Origin of the sequence: Streptomyces sp. NPDC012794 (assembly GCF_042901085.1) — a bacterium.
Taxonomy (GTDB): Bacteria; Actinomycetota; Actinomycetes; order Streptomycetales; family Streptomycetaceae; genus Streptomyces.
On record NZ_JBIBCI010000004.1, the window covers coordinates 61,199 to 83,383 of the forward strand.

Annotated in this window: 17 protein-coding genes, 1 tRNA gene and 1 pseudogene; 13 read left to right on the plus strand and 6 right to left on the minus strand. The window is 69.7% G+C overall.

The features are described from left to right. Nucleotides 1-82 precede the first annotated feature (82 nt). The gene (polA, locus tag ACFY7H_RS08895; protein ID WP_388935193.1) at nucleotides 83-2,806 is read right to left on the minus strand and encodes a DNA polymerase I; all 2,724 of its coding nucleotides are present in this window, start codon (nucleotides 2,804-2,806) and stop codon (nucleotides 83-85) included. A 104-nt stretch (nucleotides 2,807-2,910) separates the two neighbouring features. On the opposite strand from polA, the gene ACFY7H_RS08900 reads away from it, so the two are divergent. The 8 genes from ACFY7H_RS08900 to ACFY7H_RS08935 all read left to right on the plus strand — a co-directional run bounded on the left by ACFY7H_RS08900 (nucleotide 2,911) and on the right by ACFY7H_RS08935 (nucleotide 12,580). Beyond that, entirely contained in the window at nucleotides 2,911-5,181 is a 2,271-nt protein-coding gene (locus ACFY7H_RS08900; protein WP_388935197.1) for an FdhF/YdeP family oxidoreductase, read from the plus strand. A 52-nt stretch (nucleotides 5,182-5,233) separates the two neighbouring features. Continuing rightward, entirely contained in the window at nucleotides 5,234-5,695 is a 462-nt protein-coding gene (locus ACFY7H_RS08905) for a PaaI family thioesterase (RefSeq protein ID WP_388935200.1), read from the plus strand. Nucleotides 5,696-5,909: 214 nt separating this feature from the next. Continuing rightward, nucleotides 5,910-6,539: a Tat pathway signal sequence domain protein gene (locus ACFY7H_RS08910; protein ID WP_388935203.1), complete on the plus strand. Its 630-nt coding sequence runs from the start codon at nucleotides 5,910-5,912 to the stop codon at nucleotides 6,537-6,539. A 302-nt stretch (nucleotides 6,540-6,841) separates the two neighbouring features. Beyond that, nucleotides 6,842-8,074, plus strand: coding sequence for a branched-chain amino acid ABC transporter substrate-binding protein (locus ACFY7H_RS08915; protein WP_388935205.1), 1,233 nt, complete (start codon nucleotides 6,842-6,844; stop codon nucleotides 8,072-8,074). A gap of 107 nt (nucleotides 8,075-8,181) precedes the next feature. Next, nucleotides 8,182-9,111 (plus strand): branched-chain amino acid ABC transporter permease, encoded by a 930-nt coding sequence (locus ACFY7H_RS08920; protein ID WP_388935209.1) that lies wholly within the window; start codon nucleotides 8,182-8,184, stop codon nucleotides 9,109-9,111. A 5-nt stretch (nucleotides 9,112-9,116) separates the two neighbouring features. Then, nucleotides 9,117-10,934 (plus strand): branched-chain amino acid ABC transporter permease, encoded by a 1,818-nt coding sequence (locus tag ACFY7H_RS08925; RefSeq protein WP_388935211.1) that lies wholly within the window; start codon nucleotides 9,117-9,119, stop codon nucleotides 10,932-10,934. A 3-nt stretch (nucleotides 10,935-10,937) separates the two neighbouring features. After that, nucleotides 10,938-11,867, plus strand: a complete 930-nt coding sequence (locus ACFY7H_RS08930) for an ABC transporter ATP-binding protein (protein ID WP_388935213.1) — start codon at nucleotides 10,938-10,940, stop codon at nucleotides 11,865-11,867. After that, nucleotides 11,864-12,580 carry an ABC transporter ATP-binding protein gene (locus tag ACFY7H_RS08935; RefSeq protein WP_388935216.1) on the plus strand — a complete coding sequence of 239 codons (717 nt, stop codon included), beginning with the start codon at nucleotides 11,864-11,866 and terminating at the stop codon, nucleotides 12,578-12,580. The genes ACFY7H_RS08930 and ACFY7H_RS08935 overlap by 4 nt, the downstream gene beginning before the upstream one ends. A gap of 80 nt (nucleotides 12,581-12,660) precedes the next feature. Here ACFY7H_RS08935 and ACFY7H_RS08940 read toward each other — a convergent pair whose 3' ends face one another. Further along, entirely contained in the window at nucleotides 12,661-13,287 is a 627-nt protein-coding gene (locus ACFY7H_RS08940; protein WP_388936181.1) for an ANTAR domain-containing response regulator, read from the minus strand. A 126-nt stretch (nucleotides 13,288-13,413) separates the two neighbouring features. Here ACFY7H_RS08940 and ACFY7H_RS08945 point away from each other — a divergent pair. The 4 genes and pseudogenes from ACFY7H_RS08945 to ACFY7H_RS08960 all read left to right on the plus strand — a co-directional run bounded on the left by ACFY7H_RS08945 (nucleotide 13,414) and on the right by ACFY7H_RS08960 (nucleotide 14,950). After that, nucleotides 13,414-13,488, plus strand: a tRNA-Leu gene (locus tag ACFY7H_RS08945). 110 nt (nucleotides 13,489-13,598) lie between these two features. Further along, nucleotides 13,599-14,333, plus strand: coding sequence for a transcriptional regulator (locus ACFY7H_RS08950; protein WP_388935219.1), 735 nt, complete (start codon nucleotides 13,599-13,601; stop codon nucleotides 14,331-14,333). A gap of 45 nt (nucleotides 14,334-14,378) precedes the next feature. Beyond that, a pseudogene (locus ACFY7H_RS08955) lies at nucleotides 14,379-14,576 on the plus strand (MerR family transcriptional regulator); the annotation flags it as partial. Between the two features lie 122 nt (nucleotides 14,577-14,698). After that, nucleotides 14,699-14,950, plus strand: a complete 252-nt coding sequence (locus ACFY7H_RS08960) for an EF-hand domain-containing protein (protein WP_388935221.1) — start codon at nucleotides 14,699-14,701, stop codon at nucleotides 14,948-14,950. 63 nt (nucleotides 14,951-15,013) lie between these two features. Here the strand turns inward: ACFY7H_RS08960 and pyk are convergent, their stop codons facing one another. Next, entirely contained in the window at nucleotides 15,014-16,441 is a 1,428-nt protein-coding gene (gene pyk / locus ACFY7H_RS08965; RefSeq protein ID WP_388935224.1) for a pyruvate kinase, read from the minus strand. Nucleotides 16,442-16,575: 134 nt separating this feature from the next. Then, entirely contained in the window at nucleotides 16,576-17,286 is a 711-nt protein-coding gene (locus ACFY7H_RS08970) for an SIMPL domain-containing protein (protein ID WP_388935227.1), read from the minus strand. Nucleotides 17,287-17,427: 141 nt separating this feature from the next. On the opposite strand from ACFY7H_RS08970, the gene ACFY7H_RS08975 reads away from it, so the two are divergent. Next, complete coding sequence (locus ACFY7H_RS08975; protein ID WP_388935229.1) at nucleotides 17,428-19,224, plus strand: bifunctional metallophosphatase/5'-nucleotidase; 1,797 nt, start codon at nucleotides 17,428-17,430, stop codon at nucleotides 19,222-19,224. 64 nt (nucleotides 19,225-19,288) lie between these two features. Here the strand turns inward: ACFY7H_RS08975 and ACFY7H_RS08980 are convergent, their stop codons facing one another. Further along, the gene (locus ACFY7H_RS08980) at nucleotides 19,289-20,692 is read right to left on the minus strand and encodes a lysine N(6)-hydroxylase/L-ornithine N(5)-oxygenase family protein (protein ID WP_388935231.1); all 1,404 of its coding nucleotides are present in this window, start codon (nucleotides 20,690-20,692) and stop codon (nucleotides 19,289-19,291) included. Further along, nucleotides 20,689-22,086: a pyridoxal phosphate-dependent decarboxylase family protein gene (locus ACFY7H_RS08985; protein WP_388935233.1), complete on the minus strand. Its 1,398-nt coding sequence runs from the start codon at nucleotides 22,084-22,086 to the stop codon at nucleotides 20,689-20,691. The genes ACFY7H_RS08980 and ACFY7H_RS08985 overlap by 4 nt, the downstream gene beginning before the upstream one ends. Between the last annotated feature and the right edge of the window lie 99 nt (nucleotides 22,087-22,185).

The following is a 22,185-nucleotide window of genomic DNA, read 5'->3' on the forward strand; positions in this document are numbered from 1 at the left end:
ACCTCCCAGCGGTAGCTGGGGGAGCAAGATCCGGAAGAGACGGCCTAAGCAGTGGACGGGCGCTCGGACGCCGCGCGCGGGGTCAGTGCGCGGCGGACTCCCAGTCGCCGCCGACGCCCACGGACACGTCCAGCGGGGCCCGCAGTTCCACGGCGGCGCCCATCTCCCGGCGCACCAGTTCCTCGACCCGCTCCCGCTCGCCGGGGGCGATCTCCAGGACGATTTCGTCATGGACCTGGAGCAGCATCCGCGACGTCAGGCCCGCCTCGGCGAGGGCCTTGTCCACGCGCAGCATGGCGACCTTGACGATGTCGGCGGCGGTGCCCTGGATCGGGGCGTTCAACGCCATCCGCTCGGCGGCCTCACGGCGCTGGCGGTTGTCGCTGTTCAGGTCCGGCAGGTAGCGGCGGCGGCCGAAGACCGTCGCCGTGTAGCCGGTCGCCCGGGCCTCGTCGACCACCCGCTGGAGGTAGTCGCGGACCCCGCCGAACCGCTCGAAGAAGGTCTCCATCAGCCCGCGCGCCTCGGCCGGCTCGATGTTCAGCTGCTGGGCGAGACCGAACGCCGACAGCCCGTACGCCAGGCCGTACGACATGGCCTTGATCTTGCGGCGCATCTCGGCGTCGACCTGGGAGCGCTCCACGCCGAACACCTGCGAGGCGACGGTAGTGTGCAGGTCCTCACCGGACAGGAACGCCTCGATCAGGCCCTCGTCCTCGGAGAGGTGTGCCATCACGCGCAGCTCGATCTGGCTGTAGTCGGCCGTCATCAGCGATTCGTAGCCCTCACCGACGACGAAGCCCCGGCGGATCGCGCGGCCCTCGTCCGTGCGCACCGGCACGTTCTGCAGGTTGGGGTCGGTGGAGGACAGACGTCCGGTCGCGGCGACGGTCTGGCTGAAGCTGGTGTGCACCCGGCCGTCGGCGGCGATCGCCTTGACCAGGCCCTCGACGGTCACCCGCAGCTTGGCCTGCTCCCGGTGCCGCAGCATGATCACCGGCAGCTCGTGGTCGGTCTGCGTGGCCAGCCAGGCCAGCGCGTCGGCGTCCGTGGTGTAGCCGGTCTTCGTCTTCTTCGTCTTCGGCAGGTCCAGCTCGCCGAAGAACACCTCCTGGAGCTGCTTGGGCGAGCCGAGGTTGAACTCGTGGCCGACCGCCGCGTGCGCCTCCTTCACCGCCTGCTGCACGGCGCCCGCGAACTGCTGCTCCATGGCCTCCAGGTGGTCGCGGTCGGCGGCGATGCCCGCCCGCTCCAGACGGGCCAGCAGCTCGGACGTCGGCAGCTCCATCTCGTGGAGCAGCTCGACCGCGCCGACCTCGGGCAGCTTCGCCGCGAAGGCGTCGCCCAGGTCGAGGACCGCGCGGGCCTGCGCCATCAGCGCGTCCGCCTCGGCGGTCTCGTCGGCACCGAACGCCAGCTGCCCGGCGGCGGCCGGCGGCTGGAGCTCCCGGCCCAGGTACTCCACGGACAGCACGTCCAGCGCGAAGGAACGCCGGCCCGGCTTGACCAGGTAGGCGGCGAGCGCGGTGTCCATGGTGACGCCCGCCAGGGTCCAGCCGTGCTCGGGGAAGACCCGCATCAGGCCCTTCGCGTTGTGCACCACCTTCGGGCGCTCCGCGTCGGCGGCCCAGGCCGCGAAGGCCCGCTCGTCGGCCTCGTCCAGCGAGGACGGCTCGAACCAGGCGGCCGCACCGCCCGCCGAGGCCAGCGCGACCTCGCTGACGCTGCCGGCGCCCAGCATCCAGCTGTCCACGGTGGACACGCCCAGCGGACCGCCCCCGTGCGCCTCCAGCCACGGCGCGAGCTCGCCCGCGCCCAGCACCGACCCGTCCAGCTCCACGCCGGCCGCCGGAGCCGGGGCCTCCTCCGCCCCGGCCGCGCCCGGGTCCACGGCCAGCAGCCGCTCCCGCAGCGAGGCGTTGCGGATCTCCAGCACGTCCAGCACCCCCGTGACCGCGGCCCGGTCGTACGGGGCGCGCACCAGGTCCGCCGGGGTGCCGGGCAGCTCCACGTCCTTGACCATCTCGGTCAGCACCCGGTTGAGCTTCACGGCCTCCAGGTGGTCGCGGAAGTTCTGCCCGGCCTTGCCCTTGACCTCGTCGGCCCGCTCCACCAGCTCGGCGAACGACCCGAACTGCGTGATCCACTTGGCGGCCGTCTTCTCGCCGACGCCCGGGATGCCCGGCAGGTTGTCCGACGGGTCACCGCGCAGCGCCGCGAAGTCCGGGTACTGCTGGGGGGTGAGCCCGTACTTCTCCACGACCTTCTCCGGAGTGAACCGGGTCAGCTCGGAGACGCCCTTCGTCGGGTACAGCACCGTCGTGTGCTCGGAGACCAGCTGGAAGGAGTCCCGGTCGCCCGTGACGATCAGCACGTCGAAACCGAGGGCCTCGGCCTGCGTCGCCAGCGTCGCGATCACGTCGTCGGCCTCGAAGCCGTCCACCGCGAACCGCGGCACCTTCATCGCGTCGAGCAGCTCGCCGATCAGCTCGACCTGCCCCTTGAACTCGTCCGGGGTCTTCGAGCGGTTCGCCTTGTACTCGGGGAACTCCGTCGTGCGCCACGTCTTGCGGGACACGTCGAACGCCACCGCGAAATGCGTCGGCGCCTCGTCACGCAACGTGTTCGCCAGCATCGACGCGAAGCCGTAGATGGCGTTCGTCGGCTGGCCCGTGGCCGTCGTGAAATTCTCCGCGGGCAGCGCGAAGAACGCCCGGTACGCCAGGGAGTGCCCGTCCATGAGCATCAGGCGGGGGCGGTCCGCTGCGGTCGGCTGGTCGGTCTTCTTCGATGCTGTCTCTGCCACGCCCCCGATCCTAGGCGCCCCCACCGACAAATCCGCCGTCGGTGATGTCGGCCGGGCGTGACAGGATCGGACGTGTACGCGAAGACTGCTCGAAGGGGAGCGACATGGCCACCAAGCCGCCCGCAGGTGATCCGGTACAGGACGCGCCGCACGTCGGTCCCCCGCAGCACGCCGCCGCCGGCCTGCCCGCCATCGCGCACACCCTGAAGGCCGGGTACGAACAGATGGGGCTGCGCCGCACCGCGCGGACCCTCCTCAAGGTCAACCAGAAGAACGGCTTCGACTGCCCCGGCTGCGCCTGGCCCGAGGGCGACGAGCGGCACGCCGCCGAATTCTGCGAGAACGGCGCCAAGGCCGTCGCCGAGGAGGCCACGCTGCGCCGGGTCACCCCGGACTTCTTCGCCGCCCACCCGGTGTCCGAGCTGGCCGCCCGCAGCGGCTACTGGCTCGGCCAGCAGGGCCGCCTCACCCACCCCATGTACCTGCCCGAGGGCGCCGACCGGTACGAGCCCGTCAGCTGGAACAAGGCCTTCGCGATCATCGCGGAGGAGCTGGGGGCCCTGTCCTCCCCCGACGAGGCCCTCTTCTACACCTCCGGCCGCACCAGCAACGAGGCCGCGTTCCTCTTCCAGCTCTTCGCCCGCGAATTCGGCACCAACAACCTGCCGGACTGCTCCAACATGTGCCACGAGTCCTCCGGCTGCGCGCTGGGCGAGACCATCGGCATCGGCAAGGGCAGCGTCTCCCTCGAGGACCTCCACCGCGCCGACCTGATCATCGTCGCCGGCCAGAACCCGGGCACCAACCACCCCCGCATGCTCTCCGCGCTGGAGAAGGCCAAGGAAGCCGGCGCGAAGATCATCTCGGTGAACCCGCTGCCCGAGGCCGGCATGGAACGCTTCAAGAACCCCCAGAGTCCCCTCGGCATGATCAAGGGCACCCCCCTCAACGACCTCTTCCTCCAGATCCGCATCGGCGGCGACCAGGCCCTCTTCCGCCTCCTCAACAAGCTCGTCATCGACACCGACGGGGCCCTCGACGAGGACTTCATCCGCGAGCACACCCACGGCTACGAAGCCCTGGCCACCGCCGCCGGGAACGCCGACTGGGACGAGACCCTCACCGCCACCGGCCTCACCCGCCCCGAGATCGAACGCGCCCTGGCCATGATCCTGGCCTCCGAGCGCACCATCGTCTGCTGGGCCATGGGCCTCACCCAGCACAAGCACTCCGTCGCCACCATCCGGGAGGTCGTCAACCTCCTCCTGCTCCGCGGCAACATCGGCCGCCCCGGCGCCGGCGTCTGCCCCGTCCGCGGCCACTCCAACGTCCAGGGCGACCGCACCATGGGCATCTTCGAACGCCCCGCCCCCGCCTTCCTCGACGCCCTCGACCGCGAATTCGGCATCACCTCGCCCCGCACGCACGGCTACGACGTGGTCCGTTCCATCGAAGCCCTGCGCGACGGCAAGGCCAAGGTCCTCTTCGCCATGGGCGGCAACTTCGTCGCCGCCACCCCCGACACCGACGTCACCGAAGCCGCGATCCGCCGCGCCTCCCTCACCGTCCACGTCTCCACCAAGCTCAACCGCTCCCACGCGGTCACCGGCCGGCGCGCCCTGATCCTGCCCACCCTGGGACGCACCGACAAGGACGTCCAGAAGAGCGGCCGCCAGTTCGTCACCGTCGAGGACTCCATGGGCATGGTCCACGCCTCCCGCGGCAACCTCGCCCCCGCCTCCCCCCACCTGCTCTCCGAACCGGCCATCGTCGCCCGCATGGCCCGCGCCGTCCTCGGCACCGCCTCCCGGACTCCCTGGGAGGACTTCGAGAACGACTACGCCGCCATCCGCGACCGCATCGCCCGCGTCGTCCCCGGCTTCGAGGACTTCAACACCCGCGTCGCCCGCCCCGGCGGCTTCCAGCTGCCCCACGCGCCCCGCGACGAACGCCGCTTCCCCACCGCGACCGGCAAGGCCAACTTCACCGCCGCCCCCGTCGAGTACCCGCGCGTGCCGGCCGGCCGGCTGCTCCTGCAGACCCTGCGCAGCCACGACCAGTACAACACCACCATCTACGGCCTCGACGACCGCTACCGCGGCATCACCGGCGGCCGCCGCATCGTCATGGTCAACCCCGAGGACGCCGCCGAGCTCGGCCTCGCCGACGGCTCCTACACCGACCTCGTCGGCGAATGGAAGGACGGCGTCGAACGCCGCGCCCCCGGCTTCCGCGTCGTCCACTACCCCACCGCACGCGGCTGCGCCGCCGCCTACTACCCCGAGACGAACGTCCTGGTCCCCCTGGACTCCACCGCCGACACCAGCAACACCCCCGCCAGCAAGTCCGTCGTCGTGCGCTTCGAACCGGCCTGATAGAACGGCCCCGACACACTGGTTAACGACCGTTGACGAACGGAGCAGGCCCATGGGCGACGAGCAGCACGCCGTGAAGTTCCCCCAGGAAGTCCTCGACGAGTACGAGGCCCTGGGCATAGACCTGCCCGCCCTGTTCTCGGCGGGCGACCTAGGCCGGCGCATGGAGATCCAGATCCTGGAGGCCTCCGCCGAACGCGTCGTCGCCACCATGCCCGTCAAGGGGAACACCCAGCCCTACGGACTCCTCCACGGCGGCGCCTCCGCCGTCCTGGCCGAAACCCTCGGCTCCGTCGGCGCCATGATGCACGGCGGCATCAACAAGATCGCCGTCGGCGTCGACCTCAACTGCACCCACCACCGCGGCGTGCGCGACGGCCGCGTCACCGGCGTCGCCACCCCGGTCCACCGCGGCCGCTCCACCGCCACCTACGAGATCGTCATCTCCGACGAACAGGACCGCCGCGTCTGCACCGCCCGCCTCACCTGCCTGCTGCGCGACACGGAGTCTTAACAGCCGGGCCCGTACGAGCCGTTGTGCCGTCCGCGGCACCGGTCTAGCGTTCCCGCATGGGATCCGGACCGGCGCCGCGCGGCGCCACGGCCACATGCCGGGCGGCGGCACCACGCACCGCCGCCGCCGGCGCCCGTATCGGCGCCCCCGGCGCCGCCAGTGACCCTGCCGCCGCTGGGCGCCCCGCCGCCTGCCGGACCGCCGGGCGCCGGCCGTGAGCGCCGGCATCGGCCCCGTGGAGCCCGGGGAGGGCACGCAGGACGGTCACGTCCCGCGCACGGGGCCGCGTACCCCCCGGGCCGCCGCCTGGATCCGCTCGCGCTACGCCCGCCACCGCAGGGCCGTCCTGGCCGCCGCCGCGGCCGCCGTACTGGCCGCGGGCGCCGCGCGGCTGTACGCCGCACGGCCCGACCCGCCCCGCCCGCAGGCCCCGCCCGCCCCCTCCCAGGCCCTGTCCCTGACGTACGGGGAGCCGATGGAGCCGCCGCCACCCGGCTACGCGTTCGCGTTCACCGTGCGTGTGCGGACGGGGTGGGGACCGACCATCTCGGTGGAGCGGATCGGCCAGCCCTCGGAGGCGCTGAGCGTGGCGATCCGGCCACCGCTTCCGGCCGCGGTCGGCGCGGGGGAAGAACGCGAGCTCCTGCTGCTCATTCGGGTAAAAGACTGCGTGCATGTAGCACGGAATTCCGGGCTGCCCTTTTTGGAGGTGACCCTGAGTAATGGATTCCAGAAAGAGGATCACAGTTACATCCCCGGTGACCGATATGCGCGAGATCTTTCCGTCGCCCTGACCAGGGCATGTCCCGTAGACCGAGACACGGCGCCCACCGGCCCGTCATGAGCAAACACCGCCAGAGTCCTGGCACGACAGGACTCAAACCGCCCCAAGGTCCTGCCGCATCTCAGCATGCGGACAAGACGAACCGGCCTGAATTCCCCCGTTCCACCCCGCGTGAACCGCTATGTATTACGCCGTGGCATAACAAGAGAGTCACATCATTGGCCTCAGCCCTCCATATCCCCCGAAGAGCCGCCTAGAGTCACCGCCAGTTACCGCGACCGCGCCGGATTTCCTCAGTTCGGTTCCCCGCGTTCGACTCGACGCGTCCCACGGGGGGACGCGGCGCCAGGAAAGGACTGATCGTGCGTTCTCGTCAGCTCATCGCCGTGACCGCCGCCCTCGCCGCGGGCGCTCTCACCCTCACCGCCTGCGGATCCCGCGACGACAAGGGCGGAGCCACCGCCGACGGCGGCAACACCACCGTGGTCATCGGCGTCGACGCCCCGCTGACGGGCGACCTCTCCGCCCTCGGCCTCGGCATCAAGAACTCCGCCGACCTCGCCGCCAAGCAGGCCAACGAGAAGAAGTACGTCAAGGGCGTCACCTTCAAGATAGAAGCCCTCGACGACCAGGCCCAGGCCTCCTCCGGCCAGCAGAACGCCACCAAGCTCACCGCCAACAAGGACGTCCTCGGCGTCGTCGGCCCGCTCAACTCCTCGGTCTCCGAGGCCATGCAGAAGGTCTTCGACGACGCGAAGCTGGCCCAGATCTCCCCCGCCAACACCAGCCCGTCCCTGACCCAGGGCCCCAAGTGGGCCGAGGGCCAGAAGACCCGCACCTACAAGAGCTACTTCCGCACCGCCACCACGGACGCCATCCAGGGCCCGTACGCGGCGCAGTACCTCTTCAACAAGGCGGGCAAGAAGAAGGTCTTCATCATCGATGACAAGAAGACCTACGGCGCCGGCCTCGCCGCGACCTTCAAGGGCGAGTTCACCAAGCTCGGCGGCGCCGTCGCCGGCGAGGGCCACATCGACCCCGAGTCCAAGGACTTCTCGGCGATCGTGACCCAGGTCAAGAGCTCCGGCGCCGACGTCGTCTACTACGGCGGCGAGTACCCGGCGGCCGGCCCCCTCAGCAAGCAGATCAAGGCCTCCGGCACCAACATCCCGCTCGTCGGCGGCGACGGCATGAAGGACAAGAAGTACGTCGAGCTCGCCGGCGCCAGCGCCCAGGGCGACCTCTGCACCTCCGTCGGCGCCCCCGTCGAGAGCCTGGCCTCCGCCAAGGAGTTCGTCGACAACTACAAGAAGGCCGGCTACAAGGACGACTACTCCGCCTACGGCGGCTACTCGTACGACTCCGCCTGGGCCGTCATCGAAGCCGTCAAGAAGGTCGTCGACGCCAACAACGGCAAGCTCCCCTCCGACGCCCGCGCCAAGGTCCTCGAGGCCGTCCAGGGCGTCAACTTCGAAGGCGTGACCGGCAAGGTCTCCTTCGACGAGTTCGGCGACGCCACCAACAAGCAGCTCACCGTCTACAAGGTCGACGGCGACGACTTCAAGACCGTCGAGTCCGGCACCCTCGCCGGCTGACCTCCCACCGGCTGACTCCCTAGCCTCACCCCTCACCTGCCGCGCGGGGCGCGCACCATTGCGCCCCGCGCGGTGTCACATCCGTCGAAAGACTCGGAGGACCTGCGGTGCACGAACTGCCGCAACAGCTGGTCAACGGCCTGCTACTGGGATCCATGTACGGGCTCGTCGCCATCGGCTACACGATGGTCTATGGCATCGTCCAGCTCATCAACTTCGCCCACGGCGAGATCTTCATGACCGGCGGGTTCGGAGCCCTCACGGTCTGGCTGATGCTCCCCGGCGGCACCACCATGTGGCTCGCGCTGCCGCTCATGCTCATAGGCGCCATCATCGTCGCCACCCTCATAGCCGTCGGCGCCGAACGCTTCGCCTACCGGCCGCTGCGCAACGCTCCACGCCTCGCCCCGCTCATCACCGCCATCGGCCTCTCCATCGTCCTCCAGCAGGTCGTGTGGGCCTGGTACCCCGACGCGAAGTCCTCCGTCGTCTTCCCCGAAATCCCCGGTGGCCCCTTCCACCTCGGCAGCATCACCATCCAGACCGGTGACGTCTTCCTGCTGCTCGCCGCGCCCATCTCCATGGCCTTCCTCGGCTTCTTCGTCAAGAAGACCCGCACCGGCCGCGGCATGCAGGCCACCGCGCAGGACCCGGACACCGCGAAGCTCATGGGCATCAACACCGACCGCATCATCACGGTCGCCTTCGCCCTCGGCGCCGCCTTCGCCGCCGTCGGAGCCGTCGCGTACGGCCTCAAGTACGGCGAAGTCAACTACCGCATGGGCTTCATCCTCGGCCTCAAGGCCTTCACCGCGGCCGTCCTCGGCGGCATCGGCAACATCTACGGCGCCATGATCGGCGGCATCGTCCTCGGCCTCGCCGAAACCCTGACCACCGCCTACATCGCCGACGTACCGGGCATGCAGCAGCTCGGCGGCCAGTCCTGGGGCAACACCTGGGCGTTCGTACTCCTCATCCTCGTGCTTCTCTTCCGGCCCCAGGGTCTGATGGGCGAGCGCGTGGCGGACAGGGCGTGAGAACCATGACGACCACCACCACAGACACCACGCCGCAGACGGCCACCAGCGGCCGAGCGGGAATCTCCCTCCCCGAGAAGACCGCCCGCGCCCTCGCCACCGCCGGCGGCGCCCTCACGGTCATCTCCTGCTTCCTCGCCTGGACCTGGACCTCCGCCTTCCCCGGTGACCTCACCGTCTACGGGTACCCCGGCGGCCTCCAGTGGCTCGTCCTCGTCGGCGGCGCCCTGACCGCGCTCTTCGGCCTCAGCTCCTACGGCATCAAGGGCCTGCGCTGGCTCGCGCCCGCCGGAACCGACGCCGCGATCAAGCTCTGCGCCCTCGGCACCCTCCTGACCGTGGCCTACACCGTCTGGGCGATCAGCAACACCCTCGGCGGCCTCGTCAACCTGGAGCCCGGCGGCATCGTCGCCCTCGTCACCGCCCTCGCCGCCTACCTCGGCGCCCGCTCCCTCCCCTTCGAGCGCCCCGCCACCGAACTGGCGGACCCCGAAGACACCTGGTGGGAGCAGACCAAGCACAACATCGGCAACAGCTGGGCCGTCACCAAGGCCGCCCACGCCGGCGGCACCGCCAAGCCGGCCCGCGAACTCCCGGCCTACGCCGAGATCCTGCTCATCACCGCCGTCCTCGCCGTCGCCCTCGGCGTCTTCACCTACGGCGTCACGACCCCCTACCAGGAACTCTTCCTCGGCTTCCTGATCACCGCCGGCTTCGGCTTCACCGCCCTCAACAAGGCCGGCCTGGTCGCCCGCTTCACCGCCCTCACCGCCAAGCACCGCAACGTCGCCCTCGTCGGCGCCTTCGTCGCGGCCGCGGCCTTCCCCCTCACCCAGACCGACGACCAGTACGCGACCCTCGGCGTCAACATCCTCATCTTCGCCACCGTCGCCCTCGGCCTGAACATCGTCGTCGGCCTCACCGGCCTCCTCGACCTCGGCTACGTCGCCTTCCTCGGCGTCGGCGCCTACACCGCGGCCCTGGTCTCCGGCTCCCCCAACTCGCCCTTCGGCGTGCACCTGCCCTTCTGGGCCGCACTCCTCGTCGGCGCCCTCGCCTCCATGGTCTTCGGCGTCCTCATCGGCGCCCCGACCCTGCGCCTGCGCGGCGACTACCTCGCCATCGTCACCCTGGGCTTCGGAGAGATCTTCCGCATCTCGATGAACAACCTCGACGGCGTCAGCGGCCCCGACCTCACCAACGGCCCCAACGGCATCGCCGGCATCCCCAACGTCAACCTCTTCGGGTTCGACTTCGGCGCCAGCCACACCATCGCCGGATTCACCGTCGGCCGCTTCGCCAACTACTTCCTGCTGATGCTCCTGGTCACCCTCATCGTGATCATGGTCTTCCGCCGCAGCGCCGAATCCCGCATCGGCCGCGCCTGGGTCGCCATCCGCGAAGACGAAACCGCCGCCGAAGCCATGGGCATCAACGGCTTCCGCGTCAAGCTCATCGCCTTCGCCCTCGGCGCCACCCTCGCCGGCCTCGCCGGCGCCGTACAGGCCCACGTGAACTACACCGTCACCCCGGACCAGTACGTCTTCGCCAACGCCGTCCCCCCGAACTCCGCCTTCCTCCTCGCGGCAGTCGTACTCGGCGGCATGGGCACCATCTCCGGCCCCCTCGTCGGCGGCGCCCTCCTCTTCATGATCCCCAACAAGCTCCAGTTCCTGGGCGAGTACCAGCTCCTCGTCTTCGGCATCGCACTCGTCATCCTGATGCGCCTGCGCCCCGAAGGCCTCATCCCCAACCGGCGCAACCAGCTCGAACTCCACAAGGACCTCGAAGCGCCCACAGTCCTCGGCAAGACAGGGGCCTGATCCATGACCACCACCACGACCGCAACGGCGACCGAAACGGTCCTCGACGCCCGCGGCGTCACGATGCGCTTCGGCGGCCTCACCGCCGTCAAGAACGTCGACCTCACCGTCCGCAGCGGCGAGATCGTCGGCCTCATCGGCCCCAACGGCGCCGGCAAGACCACCTTCTTCAACTGCCTCACCGGCCTCTACATCCCCACCGAGGGCGAAGTCCGGTACAAGGGCACGGTCCTGCCCCCGAAGTCCTACAAGGTCACCGCGGCCGGCATCGCCCGCACCTTCCAGAACATCCGTCTCTTCAACAACATGACGGTCCTGGAAAACGTCCTCGTCGGACGCCACACCCGCACCAAGGAAGGCCTCTGGTCCGCCCTCCTCCGCCTCCCCAGCTTCGGCCGGGAAGAGCAGGCCAGCCGCGAGCGCGCCATGGAACTCCTCGAGTTCATCGGCCTCGACCACAAGGCCGAGCACCTCGCCCGCAACCTCCCCTACGGTGAACAGCGCAAGCTCGAGATCGCCCGCGCCCTCGCCAGCGACCCCGGCCTCATCCTCCTGGACGAGCCCACCGCCGGCATGAACCCGCAGGAGACCCGCGCCGCCGAAGAGCTCATCTTCGCCATCCGGGACAAGGGCATCGCCGTCCTCGTCATCGAGCACGACATGCGCTTCATCTTCAACCTCTGCGACCGCGTCGCCTGCCTCGTCCAGGGCGAAAAGCTCATCGAAGGCACCGCCACCGAGGTCCAGAGCGACGAACGCGTCGTCGCCGCCTACCTCGGCGAACCCTTCGAAGGCGCCCCCGGCGCCGAAGAGGCCGCCGAGGTCGAAGCCGCCGAAGCCGCCGCCGAAGCCGAGGCCGAGGCCGCCCCCGAAGCCACCGCGGAAGAGGCCGCCGAGGGCAGCACCACCAGCACGGACGGAGAAGCCAAGTGACCGCCCTCCTCGAGGTCGAGGACCTCCGCGTCGCCTACGGCAAGATCGAAGCCGTCAAGGGCATCTCCTTCACCGTCAACGAAGGCGAGATCGTCACCCTCATCGGCACCAACGGCGCCGGCAAGACCACCACCCTGCGCACCCTCTCCGGCCTGATCAAGCCCAAGGGCGGCCAGATCAAGTTCCAGGGCAAGTCGCTGAAGAAGGTCCCCGCGCACGACATCGTCTCGCTCGGACTCGCCCACTCCCCCGAGGGGCGGCACATCTTCCCGCGCATGTCGATCGAGGACAACCTCCTCCTCGGCGCCTTCCTCCGCAGCGACAAGGAAGGCATCCAGAAGGACGTCCAGCGCGCCTACGACCTCTTCCCGATCCTGGGAGAGCGCCGCAAGCAGGCCGCCGGCACCCTCTCCGGCGGCGAACAGCAGATGCTCGCCATGGGCCGCGCGCTCATGTCGCAGCCCAAGCTGCTCATGCTCGACGAACCCTCCATGGGCCTCTCCCCGCTCATGATGCAGAAGATCATGGCGACGATCGCCGAGCTGAAGGCCGCCGGAACCACCATCCTGCTGGTCGAGCAGAACGCCCAGGCCGCGCTGTCGCTGGCCGACCAGGGCCACGTCATGGAGATCGGCAAGATCGTCCTGTCCGGCCCGGGCCGCGAGCTCCTCGTCAACGAGGACGTCCGCAAGGCCTACCTCGGCGAGGACTAGTCCCGCCGGCCCCGTGAAGCCGTGAGGCCCGTCTCCCCTCGGGGGGAGACGGGCCTCACGCGTTCCGGACGCCGGACGCCCTACTTGCCGGCGTTCTGCTTCTTCTCCTCGGCGTCCTCGATGACCGCCTCGGCGACCTGCTGCATGGACATGCGGCGGTCCATGGAGGTCTTCTGGATCCAGCGGAACGCCGCGGGCTCGCTCAGCCCGTACTGCGTCTGCAGGATGCTCTTGGCCCGGTCGACCAGCTTGCGGGTCTCCAGACGCGCGGAGAGGTCCGCGACCTCCTTCTCCAGCGCCTTCAGCTCCGCGAAACGGGACACGGCCATCTCGATCGCCGGGACGACGTCGCTCTTGCTGAACGGCTTCACCAGGTACGCCATGGCCCCGGCGTCCCGCGCCCGCTCCACGAGGTCGCGCTGCGAGAAGGCGGTGAGCATGAGCACGGGGGCGATGGACTCCCCCGCGATCTTCTCGGCGGCGGAGATGCCGTCGAGGACCGGCATCTTCACGTCGAGGATCACCAGGTCGGGCCGGTGCTCCCGCGCGAGCTCGACGGCCGTCTGCCCGTCCCCGGCCTCGCCGACGACGGAGTAGCCCTCCTCTTCGAGCATCTCTTTCAGGTCAAGACGGATGAGCGCCTCGTCCTCGGCGATGACGACGCGGGTCGTCAGCGGCGGAACGTGCGACTGGTCGGCGTCGGGCATGGGCGTCGACTCGTGCTCGGCGGTCACGGAGGCTCCTCTTTGCGGGGCATAACAAGCTCCCCCGAGCCTACCTAGCTGCGGTAAGGTGGACACGCAGCGGGTCGGGGGTAACCTTTGATTCGTTGGGCCCCGGTAGCCCAATTGGCAGCAGGCGATGGATTCAAAACCCATACAGTGTCGGTTCGAGTCCGACCCGGGGCACTTTTCCTTCTTTTCCAAGGTCACGCAAGTATCGCGTGACCTTCACTCGTTTCAGCGAAGCGTATCCAATTGCGGCACGTGAGCGAATTCCGCACGGCAGTGTCGATCACATGTACGACATGGCCACCCGTCGCCACACCCTGCAGCTGCTCGACCAGGGGCGGAGCCTGAACTCGGTCAGCAAGGAAACCGGGATATCCCGGGCCGCCATCCGGGAATGGCGAATCCGCATCGATCCGCTCCCCCGGCTCAATCAGTCGGTGCCGTGTTCCGGACCGGCCGACGATGCCGCCTACGCCTACCTCCTCGGCCTCTACCTCGGTGACGGCTGCATCAGCCCGCACCCCCGCGGTGGGCACTACCTCCGCATCGCGTGCGCGGACGCCTGGCCCGGCCTCATCGAGCTGTGCCGCACAGCGATCCTGGCCGTACGGCCGACGGACAAGGTCTACGTGCTGCAGCGGCAGGGCTGTGTGGCCGTCACCAGTTACGGACGGCACTGGACGTGCCTCTTCCCCCAGCACGCGCCAGGCAGGAAACACGAGCGCCTCATCGCCCTCGAACCCTGGCAGCAGGACATCGTCGACGCGCACCCCTGGGAGTTCGTCCGCGGGCTGGTCCACTCCGACGGGTGCCGGACCACCAACTGGACCGTTCGGAACGGCAAGCGGTACGAGTACCCCCGGTACTTCTTCACCAATAGGTCCCAGGACATCACCGACCTCCTCACCCGCACCCTGGACCGGGTCGGCGTCCGGTGGAAACAGGCGAACACGTACAACGTGTCCATCGCCCGGAAGGAATCCGTCGCGCTCATGGACGCCCACGTCGGACCGAAGTACTGAACCTAGCCTTGAGTCTCCAGTGGGTGGAGACCTCAGGGTGGGGGCATGGACGGCGCGGCGGAGTTGTATTCGATCGGGGAGCTGGCCCGGAGGACCGGGTTGGCGGTGCGGACGATCCGCTTCTATTCCGATGAGGGGGTCGTCGTGCCGGCCTGTCGTAGTAGTGCCGGGTACCGGCTGTACGACGTCGACGCGCTGGTGCGGCCGGAGCTCGTACGGACGCTGCGGGAGCTGGGGGTGGAGGAGTCTGTTGATCTGCGGGTGGAGCGGTATTGGCGGTTGGTGTGGGTGGTGAACGGGTGGGAGGTGGTGCCGGGGTTGGTGCCTTAGGTTGGGGGGGTCGTTGGTGTGGGTGGGAGGTTTGGGTGAGTGAGAAGGCTCGGCGGCTTTTCGAGGCGCTGGATTTGAATCACGACGGGCGGTTGACGCGTGCGGAGGTGATTTCGGCGTTGCGGACGAAGGGGCCGACGTTGGCTGCTCAGGGGATTATGCCGGTGTGGGGCGTGGGGGACGCGGATGCGTCGTCGGCGTTGTTCGACGCGGCGGACCAGAATGGTGATGCGGTGTTGTCGTTGGAGGAGTTCGAGGCCGTGGTGGATCGCCGCTTCGGGTGGTGATCCGGGTGTGAACGTGGTCGCCGGGCCGTCCCGCGGGGGCGGCCCGGCGGTGTTTCCGGGGTGTCAGCGGACGGGGTCGCCGATGTGGTGGATGCGGACGAGGTTGGTCTTGCCGCTGACTCCGGGGGGTGAGCCGGCGGTGATGACGACGATGTCTCCGGGGACGCAGCGTCCGATGCGCAGGAGTTCTTCTTCGACCTGGGCGACCATGGCGTCGGTGGAGTCGACGTGGGGGCCGAGGAAGGTTTCGACGCCCCAGGTGAGGTTGAGTTGTGAGCGGGTGGCGGGGTCGGGGGTGAAGGCGAGGAGGGGGATCGGGCTGCGGTAGCGGGAGAGGCGGCGGACGGTGTCGCCGCTCTGGGTGAAGGCGACGAGGAATTTGGCCTCGAGGAAGTCCCCCATTTCGGCGGCCGCGCGGGCGACGGCTCCGCCTTGGGTGCGGGGCTTGTTGCGGTCGGTGAGGGGTGGGAGTCCCTTGGCGAGGATGTCCTCTTCGGCGGCTTCGACGATGCGGGCCATGGTGCGGACGGTTTCGACGGGGTATTTGCCGACGCTGGTTTCGCCGGAGAGCATGACGGCGTCGGTGCCGTCGATGACGGCGTTGGCGACGTCGGAGGCTTCGGCGCGGGTGGGGCGGCTGTTGTCGATCATCGAGTCGAGCATTTGCGTGGCGACGATGACGGGTTTGGCGTTGCGCTTGGCGAGCTTGATGGCTCGCTTTTGGACGATGGGGACCTGCTCGAGGGGCATTTCGACGCCGAGGTCGCCGCGGGCGACCATGATGCCGTCGAAGGCGGCGACGATGTCGTCGATGTTCTCGACGGCTTGGGGCTTTTCGATTTTGGCGATGACGGGGAGGCGTCGGCCTTCTTCGTCCATGATGCGGTGGACGTCGTCGATGTCGCGGCCGGTGCGGACGAAGGAGAGGGCGATGACGTCGGCGCCGGTGCGCAGGGCCCAGCGGAGGTCTTCGATGTCCTTGTCGGAGAGGGCGGGGACGGAGACGGCGACGCCGGGGAGGTTGAGGCCCTTGTGGTCGGAGACCATGCCGCCTTCGATGACGCGGGTGTGGACGCGGGGGCCGTCGACGGCGGTGACTTCGAGGGTGACGCGTCCGTCGTCGACGAGGATGCGTTCGCCGGTGGTGACGTCTTGGGCGAGGCCGCTGTAGGTGGTGCCGCAGGTGTGGCGGTCGCCCGGGTGCTGTTCGGTGGTGATGGTGAATTCGTCGCCGCGTTCAAGGAGTACGGGGCCTTCGTGGAAGCGGCCGAGGCGGATCTTCGGGCCTTGTAGGTCGGCGAGGATGCCGACGCTGCGGCCGGTTTCGTCGGAGGCCTTGCGTACGCGTTGGTAGCGCTCCTCGTGTTCGGCGTAGGTGCCGTGGCTGAGGTTGAGTCGGGCGATGTCCATTCCGGCTTCGACCAGGGCTTTGATCTGGTCGTATGAGTCGGTGGCGGGGCCCAGGGTACATACGATTTTCGCTCGGCGCATGGGTCGAGGGTATGCCCTACCGGGGGGTAGGAAATGTGGTGCTGGTGTCTCGTCAACGAGCTTTGGGAGAAGGCTTGTTGACATTTATTGAATGTGCGTGGGGGCGCTCTGATGAGCACCCCCACGGGGTGTTCTCAGAGCCGCGGCGGGGTCATGGTGAAGCGGGCGTTGACCTGGGCGTGGACGGTCTGGCGCTGCGGTTCGAGGTCGAGGGGCGGGGCGCCGGCGTCGTCGGCGGGGGCGGCGAAGGCCATGGTGCGCATTCCGCTGCCGCCCGGGGGGTAGGGGGTGGCGTCTTCGGCTCCGAGGTCGGCGAGTTCGACGAGGGAGGCGAGGTCGGCGCCGAGGGCGTGGGCGTATTCGCGGGCGCGTTGGACGGCTTCGAGTACGGCTTGGCGGCGGGCTTCGCCGTGGGCGGGTGAGGTGGGGCGCAGGGCCCACCAGGGGCCGTCGATCCGGGTGAGTTCGAGGTCGGCGAGGCGGGTGGTGAGTTCGCCGAGGGTGGTGAAGTCGTTGAGTTCGGCGGTGATGTGGACGCGGCCGTGGTAGGCGCGGACGCGTTCGCCACGGCCGTGGCGGGTGAGTTCGGGGGTGATGGAGAAGGCGCCGGTTTCGAGTTTTTCGACGGGTTCGCCGTAGCTTTTGACGAGTTCGAGGACGGCGTTGTTGCGGCGGGTGAGGTCTTCGAGGGCGGTGCGGCGGTCGGTGCCGCGGGCGCTGACGGTGATGCCGATGCGGGCGATTTCGGGGTCGACTTCGAGGTGGGCTTCGCCGCGGACGGCGACGCGGGGGACTTCGGGGGTTCCGTAGGGCTGGTGCGTGGTGCGGGTGGGTTCCTGGGTCATGGCTTCACTGTTGCATCCGGGTCCGTTCTGGTGTGGTCATCGGATCGCAACCTGTGGGGGGTGTTGCGGCTTGTTACTCGTGGGTCAGAATCTACGCGCGTTGTTCACGCCTCGATATACGCCTCACAAGGGGAGATGGCCATGGCGTTTGACCGTAGGACTTTCATGGGGGCTTCGGCCGCGACGGGTGCCGCTGTGGCGATGGCGGGGGCCACGAGCTCTCCGGCCGCTGCCGCGGCCGTGCCGTCGAAGGGGGCGAAGACGTATGCGTTCACCGTGATGGGTACGACCGATCTGCACGGGAACGTCTTCAACTGGGACTACTTCACGGACAAGGAGTTCGACGACAAGGCGCACAACGACGTCGGTCTGGCGAAGATCTCGACGCTGGTGGAGCAGGTCCGCGCGGAGAAGGGGCGTGGCAATACGCTGCTGATCGACGCGGGTGACACCATCCAGGGGACGCAGCTGTCGTACTACTACGCGAAGGTGGATCCGATCACCGCGCGGCGGGGTCCGGTGCATCCGATGGCGCAGGCGATGAACGCGATCGGGTACGACGCGGCGGCGCTGGGGAACCACGAGTTCAACTACGGCATTCCGGTGCTGCGCAAGTTCGAGGAGCAGTGTGATTTCCCGCTGCTGGGGGCGAACGCGCTGGACGCGAAGACGCTGCGGCCGGCGTTCCCGCCGTACAGCATGCACCGGCTGCGGACCCCGCACGGGCGGGACGTGAAGGTGGCGGTGCTGGGGCTGACGAATCCGGGCATCGCGATCTGGGACAAGGCGAACGTGCAGGGGAAGATGACGTTCCCGGGGCTGGAGGAGCAGGCGGCGAAGTACGTGCCGCGGCTGCGGTCGATGGGTGCGGACGTGGTGATCGTGTCGGCGCATTCGGGGTCGAGCGGTACGTCTTCGTACGGTGACCAGCTGCCGTACGTGGAGAACGCGGCGGGTCTGGTGGCGGAGCAGGTGCCGGGGATCGACGCGATCCTGGTGGGGCACGCGCACACGGAGATCCCGGAGTACCGGGTGCGGAACAAGGCGACCGGCAAGGACGTGGTGCTGTCGGAGCCGCTGAAGTGGGGGCAGCGGCTGACGCTGTTCGACTTCGAGCTGGCGTGGGAGCGTGGCCGCTGGTCGGTGGCGAAGGTGTCGGCGAGGGTGCTGAACTCGAACACGGCCGCCGAGGACCCGAAGATCACGGGGTTGCTGTCGGACGAGCACCGCAAGGTGGTGGCGTACGTCAACCAGGTGATCGGGACGTCGACGCAGGCGATGGCGTCGGCCGAGGGACCGGTGAAGGACGTGCCGATCATCGATCTGATCAACCATGTGCAGGCGGAGACGGTGAAGGGGGCCCTGGCCGGTTCGGAGTGGGGCTCCCTGCCGGTGCTGTCGCAGGCCTCCTGTTTCTCGCGGACGGCGGCGATACCGGCCGGCCAGGTGACGATCAGGGACGCGGCGGGGCTGTACCCGTTCGAGAACACGCTGGAGGCGCGGCTGCTCACGGGTGCGCAGCTGAAGGACTACCTGGAGTACTCGGCGCGGTACTTCGTGCGGACGGCCGCGGGTGGTGCGGTGGACCCGGCGAAGCTGACGAACGCGGAGGGCATCCCGGACTACAACTACGACGCGGTGTACGGGCTGACGTACGACATCGACATCGCGCAGCCGGCGGGTTCGCGGATCACGGGGTTGTCGTTCGAGGGGAAGCCGGTGGATCCGGCGGCGCGGTTCGTGTTCGCGGTGAACAATTACCGGGCTTCGGGTGGTGGGGCGTTCCCGCACGTGGCGCAGGCGAAGCAGTTGTGGGCGGACTCGGACGAGATCCGCAACACGATCATCCAGTGGGTGAAGGCGAAGGGCACGGTGGATCCGGCGGGGTTCGCTTCGGTGGACTGGCGGCTGACGCGGGCGGGCGTGCCGGTGTTCTAGGCGTTCTGGTCGTCTCGTGCGGTGTGTGGCCGGGTCCTGCTGTGGCGGGTCCCGGCCGTTCGCGTCAGGGGTGCTCGACGAGGGGGCGGAGTTCCACCCGGGGGCGGGCGGGGGTGCGCTGTTCGAGGCCGAAGGTGGTGAAGGCGGTGCGGTGGGGTTGGGGGTAGGGCTCTTTGCCGGTGAGGGTGTTGAGGATGGCGGCGCTGCGCCAGGCGGCGAGGCCGAGGTCGGGGGTGCCGACGCCGTGGGTGTGGCGTTCGCCGTTCTGGACGAAGACGCTGCCGCTGACGGAGGGGTCGAGGACCATGCGGTAGCGGTCGTCGATGCGGGGGCGGCCGGAGGAGTCCTTGCGCATGTAGGGGTCGAGGCCGGCGAAGAGGCTGGTGAGGGAGCGTTCCTTGTAGCCGGTGGCGAGGACGACGGCGTCGGTGGTGAGGCGGGAGCGGGTGCCTTGCTGGGTGTGTTCGAGGTGGAGTTCGACCTTGGTGGCGGCGACGCGGCCGGCGGTGCGGACGGTGACTCCGGGGGTGAGGACGGTGTCGGGCCAGCCGCCGTGGAGGGTGCGGCGGTAGAGCTCTTCGTGGATGGCGGCGATGGTGGCGGCGTCGATGCCCTTGTGGAGTTGCCATTGGGCGGGGACGAGCCGGTCGCGGACGGGTTCGGGGAGGTCGTGGAAGTAGCGGGTGTAGTCGGGGGTGAAGTGTTCGAGGCCGAGCTTGGAGTACTCCATGGGGGCGAAGGAGGGGGTGCGGGCGAGCCAGGTGAGGCGTTCGCGGCCGGCGGGGCGGGCGCGGAGGAGGTCGAGGAAGACTTCGGCTCCTGACTGGCCGGATCCGATGACGGTGACGTGTTCGGCGCCGAGGATGCGCCGGCGGTTGTCGAGGTAGTCGGCGGAGTGGATGACGGGGACGGTGGGGGCGTCGGCGAGGGGGCGCAGGGGTTCGGGGACGTAGGGGGCGGTGCCGATGCCGAGGACGAGGTTGCGGGTGTGGGTGCGGCCGAGGGCTTCGGCTTCTCCGTCGGCGTCGAGCTGGGTGTAGTCGACTTCGAAGAGGTCGCGTTCGGGGTTCCAGCGGACGGCGTCGACCTGGTGGCCGAAGTGGAGTCCGGGGAGGCGGCCGGCCACCCAGCGGCAGTAGGCGTCGTATTCGGCGCGCTGGATGTGGAACTGCTCGGCGAAGTAGAAGGGGAAGAGCCGTTCCTTGTGCTTGAGGTAGTTGAGGAAAGTCCAGGGGCTGGTGGGGTCGGCGAGGGTGACGAGGTCGGCGAGGAAGGGGACTTGGAGGGTGGCTCCGTCGAGGAGGAGTCCGGGGTGCCAGCGGAAGTCGCGGCGCTGGTCGTAGAAGACGGTGGCGAGCGGGTCCGCGCCGCGTTGGGGTAGGCCGTGGGCGAGGGCGGCGAGGGACAGGTTGAAGGGGCCGATGCCGATTCCGACGAGGTCGTGGGGTGCATCGAGCTGGGCGGTCATCGGTGGGTGCTGCCTTCCAGGAGGGCGACGAGGGTGTCCAGGTCCCGCGGGGTGGTGTGGGGGTTGAGCAGGGTCGCCTTGAGCCACAGGCGGCCGTCGGCGGTGGCGCGGCCGAGGACGGCGGTGCCGTCGTGGAGGAGGGTGCGGCGCAGGGCGGGGAGCTGGTCGTCGTCCGTGGGGGTGGGCCGGAAGAGGACCGTGGTGAGGGTGGGGCGCGCGTGGAGTTCGAAGCCGGGGTGTGCGTCGAGGAGGTCGGCGAGCCGGTGGGCTGTGGCGCAGGTGCGGTCGATGAGCCGGGCGAGGCCGTCGCGGCCGAGTGAGCGGAGGGTGGCGGCGATCTTGAAGGCGTCGGGGCGGCGGGTGGTGCGCAGGGAGCGGCCGAGGAGGTCGGGGAGGCCGGCTTCGGTGTCGTCGGTGGCGTTGAGGTAGTCGGCCTGGTGGGCGAGGGGTGCCAGATGGGTGGTGTCGGGGACGGCGAGGAAACCGGCGGCGACGGGTTGCCAGCCGAGTTTGTGCAGGTCGAGGGTGACGGAGCGGGCGCGGCGCAGGCCGGTCAGCTTGGCGCGGTGGCGGGGGCTGAAGGCGAGGGCTCCGCCGTAGGCGGCGTCGACGTGGAGTTCGGCGTGGTGGCGTGCGCAGACGTCGGCGAGGGCGTCGAGGGGGTCGATGAGTCCGGCGTCGGTGGTGCCCGCGGTGGCGGTGACGAGGGCGGGGCGGGGGGTGCGGATGAGGGCGGCGTCGAGGGTGGCGGGGTCGAGGGTGCCGGTGGGGGTGGGGAGGGTGGTGGTGGGGGGGAGGCCGAGGAGCCAGGCGGCGCGGGGGACGGAGTGGTGGGCGTTGGCTCCGTGGAGGACGGCGAGGCCGGGGCCGTGGCGTTCGCGGGCGAGGAGGAGGGCCAGTTGGTTGGCTTCGGTGCCGCCGGTGGTGAGGACGGCGTCGGCGTGGGGGGTGTCGTAGAACTCGGCGGCGAGGGTGCGGGTGAGGAGGGCTTCGATGGCGGAGGCGGCGGGGGCTTGGTCCCAGGAGTCCAGTGAGGGGTTGAGGGCGCTGACGGCGAGGTCGGCGGCGGCCGCGACGGCGAGCGGGGGGCAGTGCAGGTGGGCGGCGCAGAGGGGGTGGGCGGGGTCGGCGGCGCCCGCGGCGAGGGTGTGGACGAGGGTGGCGAGGGCTTCGTGGTCGCCGGTGCCGTGCGCGGGGAGGAGGCCGGTGTCGCCGAGGGCGGCGTGGACGCGGGCGGTGATGGTGGCGGGGCCGCCGGCGGGGAGGGGGCCCTTGCGTTCGTCGGCGCCGGTGCGCAGGGCGGTGAGGACGGTGTCGAGGAGGGGCCGGAGGGCGTCGGCGCCGTGGGCTCCGCCGGCGAGCGGGGGCGCGGGTGCGGGCGCGGGCTCGGTCATGGGGCCTCCGGGGCGGGCGGACCGGCGGATCCGCTGCGCGGGGGCCGGGGGTGGGCGGAACACCCTGCCGGTACAACGATGGAGACCCGAATGGGGTAA

Coding starts and splice junctions, on each gene's coding strand:
- ACFY7H_RS08900 (WP_388935197.1), top strand. CDS start 2,911: ATGGCCACCAAGCCGCCCGCAGGTGATCCGGTACAGGACGCGCCGCAC.
- ACFY7H_RS08905 (WP_388935200.1), top strand. CDS start 5,234: ATGGGCGACGAGCAGCACGCCGTGAAGTTCCCCCAGGAAGTCCTCGAC.
- ACFY7H_RS08925 (WP_388935211.1), top strand. CDS start 9,117: ATGACGACCACCACCACAGACACCACGCCGCAGACGGCCACCAGCGGC.
- ACFY7H_RS08930 (WP_388935213.1), top strand. CDS start 10,938: ATGACCACCACCACGACCGCAACGGCGACCGAAACGGTCCTCGACGCC.
- ACFY7H_RS08940 (WP_388936181.1), bottom strand. CDS start 13,287: ATGCCCGACGCCGACCAGTCGCACGTTCCGCCGCTGACGACCCGCGTC.
- ACFY7H_RS08950 (WP_388935219.1), top strand. CDS start 13,599: ATGTACGACATGGCCACCCGTCGCCACACCCTGCAGCTGCTCGACCAG.
- pyk (WP_388935224.1), bottom strand. CDS start 16,441: ATGCGCCGAGCGAAAATCGTATGTACCCTGGGCCCCGCCACCGACTCA.
- ACFY7H_RS08970 (WP_388935227.1), bottom strand. CDS start 17,286: ATGACCCAGGAACCCACCCGCACCACGCACCAGCCCTACGGAACCCCC.
- ACFY7H_RS08975 (WP_388935229.1), top strand. CDS start 17,428: ATGGCGTTTGACCGTAGGACTTTCATGGGGGCTTCGGCCGCGACGGGT.
- ACFY7H_RS08980 (WP_388935231.1), bottom strand. CDS start 20,692: ATGACCGCCCAGCTCGATGCACCCCACGACCTCGTCGGAATCGGCATC.
- ACFY7H_RS08985 (WP_388935233.1), bottom strand. CDS start 22,086: ATGACCGAGCCCGCGCCCGCACCCGCGCCCCCGCTCGCCGGCGGAGCC.